The sequence below is a fragment of the Acinetobacter sp. YH12208 genome (genome assembly GCF_013418055.1).
Lineage (GTDB): Bacteria > Pseudomonadota > Gammaproteobacteria > Pseudomonadales > Moraxellaceae > Acinetobacter > Acinetobacter pseudolwoffii.
This window is the reverse complement of record NZ_VPCT01000037.1, coordinates 1-5,529: the sequence shown is the minus strand read 5'-3', so window position 1 is coordinate 5,529 and position 5,529 is coordinate 1. Positions and strand designations below refer to the sequence as shown.

At 36.9% G+C, this 5,529-nt stretch carries 7 protein-coding genes and 1 pseudogene; 1 reads left to right on the top strand and 7 read right to left on the bottom strand.

All coding sequences use genetic code 11. The features are described from left to right. Window positions 1-1,156: 1,156 nt before the first annotated feature. From FTU95_RS14640 to FTU95_RS14630, 3 genes are all read right to left on the bottom strand, one after another. A complete protein-coding gene (locus FTU95_RS14640) occupies window positions 1,157-1,786 on the bottom strand; it encodes an N-acetyltransferase (protein WP_180078873.1) in 630 nt (209 codons plus the stop codon). Beyond that, window positions 1,752-2,216, bottom strand: coding sequence for a hypothetical protein (locus FTU95_RS14635; protein ID WP_180078871.1), 465 nt, complete (start codon window positions 2,214-2,216; stop codon window positions 1,752-1,754). Before FTU95_RS14635 ends, FTU95_RS14640 begins: the two co-directional genes overlap by 35 nt. Window positions 2,217-2,677: 461 nt before the next feature. After that, complete coding sequence (locus tag FTU95_RS14630) at window positions 2,678-2,998, bottom strand: hypothetical protein (RefSeq protein ID WP_180078869.1); 321 nt, start codon at window positions 2,996-2,998, stop codon at window positions 2,678-2,680. Window positions 2,999-3,028: 30 nt separating this feature from the next. On the opposite strand from FTU95_RS14630, the gene FTU95_RS14625 reads away from it, so the two are divergent. Continuing rightward, a complete protein-coding gene (locus tag FTU95_RS14625; RefSeq protein ID WP_180078867.1) occupies window positions 3,029-3,364 on the top strand; it encodes a hypothetical protein in 336 nt (111 codons plus the stop codon). Between the two features lie 44 nt (window positions 3,365-3,408). On the opposite strand, the gene FTU95_RS15215 is transcribed toward FTU95_RS14625, so the two are convergent. The 4 genes and pseudogenes from FTU95_RS15215 to FTU95_RS14615 all read right to left on the bottom strand — a co-directional run bounded on the left by FTU95_RS15215 (window position 3,409) and on the right by FTU95_RS14615 (window position 5,192). Then, window positions 3,409-3,675: a hypothetical protein gene (locus FTU95_RS15215; RefSeq protein ID WP_373688079.1), complete on the bottom strand. Its 267-nt coding sequence runs from the start codon at window positions 3,673-3,675 to the stop codon at window positions 3,409-3,411. A 45-nt stretch (window positions 3,676-3,720) separates the two neighbouring features. Next, entirely contained in the window at window positions 3,721-4,179 is a 459-nt protein-coding gene (locus FTU95_RS15210) for an MbeB family mobilization protein (protein WP_373688078.1), read from the bottom strand. Window positions 4,180-4,501: 322 nt separating this feature from the next. Next, a pseudogene (locus tag FTU95_RS15205) lies at window positions 4,502-4,750 on the bottom strand (relaxase/mobilization nuclease domain-containing protein); the annotation flags it as partial. 97 nt (window positions 4,751-4,847) lie between these two features. Next, a complete protein-coding gene (locus tag FTU95_RS14615) occupies window positions 4,848-5,192 on the bottom strand; it encodes a MobC family plasmid mobilization relaxosome protein (protein ID WP_180078863.1) in 345 nt (114 codons plus the stop codon). Window positions 5,193-5,529: the final 337 nt, after the last annotated feature.

The following is a 5,529-nucleotide window of genomic DNA, read 5'->3' as shown; positions in this document are numbered from 1 at the left end:
TTTTTAATTATCTCGGTATTTAAAGTTATAAGCTCTATTAACTTAAAAATGGAATTGGCATAGTTCTTGTAAAAAAAAATGCTCTCAACTTCTCAACTCGTCCCCCAAGCGTCGCACTTCGTGCTTTGGCTTTGGTGAACGGTTGAGAGAGTTTCGGCAATACTCACCCTAAGGGCGTTCATTTAAAAAAATGACACATCCCCTAAGTATTGCCGATTTACCTGTATATATTTGGCTTCGGAGCCACGTATATCGGTCGTATCCGCACATAGCTTTGCTGACTATGCAGACAAGGACTCAAAGTCTTGCACCTTGCTCCACGCGCTCCCTGTCATTGCATTGCCTGTATCTCTGCGAGGGTTTCCCCAACGTACAACTTAACAAGTCCTATGCAACTACTCCCAACGCTCCGCCTATGTGAAGTTCCCCTGTAAGCGGTTTAGCCTTTCGACTATAGCTACAATACGCCAGTGACACTTATTCCTACCACACGCACTGCATGCCGACCGTAAAACGGACACGCAGAAGCGGGCAAAGCTCGATCTAGATACTTATTTGATGGTTTTAAACACGTATTAACGAAGACTTATCATTTTAGGTCTTGAACTAAACACTTTTTATTGTGAAAATAGAGTTCAGGTACAAGCCTTAGTGTGAAATCATAACGGTCGCCAAACCTTATGATCTTCGTTATTCGATGGTCTAACATCAAATAACTGCGTACCGCTGAATATATGGGAAAAGCTACTTGTTTTACAAGTAGCTTTTTTCATTTCTAGATTACTATTCATAAAATTTTTAACTACTTAGTACCTGTACGATAAGTCATAGTTCATTTAATCAATAACTTAGAATAATATTTAAATAAATGAATGAAAAAAGCCCAATTAACTTTAATTGGGCTTATAAAATGCAAATAAATCATTAGATTTAATTAAAATTAATTCCTATCTATAGGATTCGCTTTATTTAAATCGCAAAAATCCTGCGAAATAAATTATTCAATTTACTAGTTTTAAGCAGCTTTACTGTGAGGAACATCTATTCATTGTGAGATACTCATCTCATGTCTCAACTCTACAGTAAAGCTAGCTATTCATTATTTTTAGACCGACTTTAGTACCATCAGGCCACAGCTTATTAATATACTAAAAACTTATTCTTTGACCGTATACGCATATTCAATTAAACCATTTTCCAATTCACCGACTCTATGAAACCCTATTTTTTCATAAAATTCACATGCACTTAATGTCGCATGTAAAACAATCAGCTTTAAATTAGGTTCAGTTGTAGCAGCTTTTTTAATACAGAATTCAAGCGCTTTAACAACTAAACTTTGACCTAACCCCCTATCTTTACAGTTCTCATCTACCCCAAGATAGTGAATAACGAAAATTTTATCTCCAGCTTTAAGTCCACTTTGCTCTTTTAACGTATGACTACACATCTTTGGGATAGAAAATGTCACTTCTTTTAAAGAATATGCCATATACCCTAAAACTTTAGTTTCAGTAGCCATTACCATAGTGTCCATCTTATGGCGATCAACCTGAAACCTTAATCCGTCTCCACGCTTTAAGAAATTATCAATTCCTGTATTACCACATGCAAAATCATCCAGGGAAGATATCTGCACTTCAGAAAGCTTCTGAAATTTATACGGCTTAATTGTCGGAAAATCTTCCAAAAATTTAGCCTTTGATTTTGGTGCAGTCCCATCATTAATGACGGGATACTGCGGGGAATTATCAGAATAATTCGAAAGAATCGAATTCATTTCCATGTTCTACACTCCGATACTTATCTACCGTCTGTTTCAGTCTTTGATTATCCTGAAGGGTTTGACTAAGTAGATGCTTTAAATATACAAGCTGATCCTGAGATTTGTTTTGCAACAAAGAATAATCGTCAACATCATCATCGACCCTTTCAGTCAATGTATCTATTTTCAATTTCTCAAGTACAGCAAGCTCCAAATAATGATTAACACTCATATTCTTAGCCTCCGCAGTAGACTTAACTATGTCTACAAGAGGCTTATAAAATCTGACTGTTAGTCGATCTTTTTCTAGATCTTTTAGACTAGAAGGGCTCAGTTTTAGAAGATCTAAAAGTTGACCCGAATGTTTTGATATATTGTTCATAACCATATTCATAGTGCAGAAAAAGTCATGACATGTATCGATACTTGTCCAGTGGTATGTCATGCCCATTTCCATCTCCTCGTTGGTTGAATAACAAACTAAGTGTTCAAGCAATACTGCTATGAAAGCTTAGGCCGTCATTTTCTTTATGCTTTTTTGCATAAAGAAGGAAAAACCAGTTGCGATCTGTTTTTCCCTGGGTAGTTTGATCGTAAAATGATGAAATCTTAAATATGATCAATTACTTAAGAATGAGTTCATCATTAAAAATAGTTTTTTATAATGTTTAAAAATTAGCAGGTATACTATACCGTAATTTAATACTAGCAAAAAATAAAATAATGTCAACTAAAAAAAGTGACGTCACAAAAACAAAAAAGATTATTTTAGTCCAAGTATTTGATTTTTATTGTTATATTTGAAAAATAAATTATATATTATTTAATTTTCAGAATTCCCCCCCCTTTTAAAGCCAAAAAAAAGTCCATTGAGCTGAGATATCAATGGACTGTCTACGTACGGATTAATTTTTAATAAACTTCTACTTCTACAGTAAACCAACCCTCAACAAACGTGCCTTCTGTGCCGGTTTGCTTAACTTCACAGTTAAACTGTCTATCTGTGTCTCCCAGAAAACCTGATACATGATCAGGCTTATCTGTCATAGGTTTTAGCGGTAACTGGGTTTTGCTTTGAATCGACTTTAAACAGCTAGACATACTAGAAAATTTAGCCCCTTGAATTTCTGTTTCTGTCTTAGGCTTTTTAGGTTTTGGTGAACCTGTACCATCTGAATTTCCACATCCAATCAATAATAAACCGAGTAAACTAGCAGTAAGAATTTTAAACATTTGATGCCCCTCATTAGAGTTATTAAAAATATGAAAAAATTGATATTTGTAGTTATTGCCCTGTTAACCACTAATCATGTTTTAGCAGATACTCTTATTCCTAGAAGTGCTTCAGGCGATAAAGGTAAATACTATTTAATCAAACAAACAAAATCAGGCGATATTATTTCTGCTGTACATAAAAGAGTAGGTGTAGATAGCATTGGTTATACATCTACAAAAACCAACTGTAAAACTGGAAAAATGCAAGAGATTGGATATAGTGAAGTGTCTGCTCAAGCTATTAAAGCAAGTCCTACTAAGTGGTTTGATTTAGTACCGGGTTCTAGTAAACATGACCTATATAAATTTTTGTGTAAAAAATAAGTCTACTTATCTCATTCGAAAGCCATAGCTTCGCTTTGGCTCATTCATCTTTTCAACTTGAGTAACTGCTCTTGTATTGTGCTTAACTGATTGTTCAAAAGCCTGTTTTGTCTCTCGAAGTCTTTCAGTTGTCCACTCAAGTCGCTGACATGCTTTGTTAAGTTGCTCCAGTTTTCCGCTTGTTTCTGATCTGCTTCGGAAATATTGTCCAGTAAGCTCTTGAAGGCTTCCCTGATAGCCTGATTTTCTTGCTGTGTATTCTCGAACATCTGCCGTAAAGCTTCTTCTTTCTTTTGTTGCTGTGCCTGCATCTGTTCCAGTGCTGCGAGCAATTGCTTTTCTAATTCTGTCATCACTTAATACCCCATCGGAACCATAAGACTGCCGTTCTTCCAAGTCCCTGCTTCCTTGTTCACTAATACGCATAGTCGCTTGCGGTTCTTCTTGTCGATACAATCCTGAAACTGCACGTTCGCCCCTTTTTCCTTGAGTTCTTGGATAGCTAGATTCTGTTGGGTAATTAGCTCGAAATTCTTGTTTATTCTGTAGCTCTGATACGTCAGAACGCCCCATGCTAGGGCTATCGCTGTAACGATGGCGATTGATACGATCATCCAGCTTTTTAATATAATCGGGCGTATCCGTGAGTTTTGCTCTCGGATAGCGGTACTCATGGCTTTCTCGTTTTCGTTCAGTAAGTCGATTAAGCGTTTTTCGTGCTGCTTCAATGCGTTCGCCACGATCTGCTCTGTATCTTGCGCTTGCTGCTTCGATGTCTGCTCGAAGTTCTTGGCCAAATCTAAAATCTTGCTCATATATTTTACCTTTCAACCGAATGTTTCTACCGCCTTCGGGGTCTTTGATACTGATACTTTTTGGTGTTTTACGAGCAATCTCAAAACCTGCATTTTCAAGCGTACTAATCACATCATCACGACTTTTAAGATTGCCACTCTCAGCAATGTTTAAAAGGCCGTCAGTAATCGCATGAGCTGCCGCTTCTTTAGCTTTGGGAAGGTTATTTGGAGTACATAACTCGCGCTTATTTAGAGGATCATTTGGGTCATGTAATTTGTAGTGATCATTTACAAGGTCTTTCCATGCGTTAAGCCTTGGTCTGTCTGCTTTGTCATAATAGGGCTGTAAACGCTTGCCACTTTGCAGCTCAACATTGGCTACAACGAAATTAAGCTCCAAACGATCTTTGTCCAGGTGTTGTACCCACAAAATCGAATATTGATCCTTATCCAGTCCTGGTAATAAAGTTCGTTCAAAACTATCCATGATTTTTTGTTTTTGGTGTTCTTCTAAATCACGTTCAGCAAAAGACAAAACGCCTGAAGTATATTTTTGAGCAAAGTGGGTGCTATCAATCAATTGAACCATTTGTTCAGGATCACCACGATCTAAGCGAGCATCTTCACGAGCTCGGTCTTTTCCAAGTAAATAGTTAACGGGACCACTACCAGAACCTGAACCACGACTATGTATTTTTATGATCATCGCTCAATCTCTGCAATTCCCGTTCAATACTGGATAAAGCTGTAATTATCGCAATTCGATCTAATACTGAATCTTGCTTACTATGTTGGTTCACCAGTCTAGCTATCTGATTTAGATTGTTTCCAATACCTGCCAGTTTTCTAAGTAGCTTTGGATCAACCTCAATAACTTTGCTTTGTTTTGTTTGCTTTTCTCCTAAACAAGTTTCACGTATCCAAGTGGCTAAACTGGCTTTAGTACATCGGTTTAATAAGGCTTGATGTTCATCCTCTGTTAAACGGATCTTTATTTCTTTAGTCCTTTTTATGAGTTCTTTATCTGCCATTGGATCTCTCGTTTGGTAACACCAAAATAGGAAAATTTTAATTTTTCTGTTTTGGTGTTTTTGGGGTATCGGGGGCAAAGCCCCTGATCCAGTCTCACAAAAGGGAATCTTCGAGCGCAGCGAAGAAAGTCCCCTTTGTGTATGCTGGCTTATAATTAAAAAATTAGCATGGAAACAGGCCTGCATCAAGCAAAGTTTCCTTTGCTTAATTTTTTAATTATCTCGGTATTTAAAGTTATAAGCTCTATTAACTTAAAAATGGAATTGGCATAGTTCTTGTAAAAAAAAATGCTCTCAACTTCTCAACTCGTCCCCCAAGCGTCGCACTTCGTGCTTT

Coding starts and splice junctions, on each gene's coding strand:
- FTU95_RS14640 (WP_180078873.1), bottom strand. CDS start 1,786: ATGGAAATGAATTCGATTCTTTCGAATTATTCTGATAATTCCCCGCAG.
- FTU95_RS14635 (WP_180078871.1), bottom strand. CDS start 2,216: ATGGGCATGACATACCACTGGACAAGTATCGATACATGTCATGACTTT.
- FTU95_RS14630 (WP_180078869.1), bottom strand. CDS start 2,998: ATGTTTAAAATTCTTACTGCTAGTTTACTCGGTTTATTATTGATTGGA.
- FTU95_RS14625 (WP_180078867.1), top strand. CDS start 3,029: ATGAAAAAATTGATATTTGTAGTTATTGCCCTGTTAACCACTAATCAT.
- FTU95_RS15215 (WP_373688079.1), bottom strand. CDS start 3,675: ATGCAGGCACAGCAACAAAAGAAAGAAGAAGCTTTACGGCAGATGTTC.
- FTU95_RS15210 (WP_373688078.1), bottom strand. CDS start 4,179: ATGAGCAAGATTTTAGATTTGGCCAAGAACTTCGAGCAGACATCGAAG.
- FTU95_RS14615 (WP_180078863.1), bottom strand. CDS start 5,192: ATGGCAGATAAAGAACTCATAAAAAGGACTAAAGAAATAAAGATCCGT.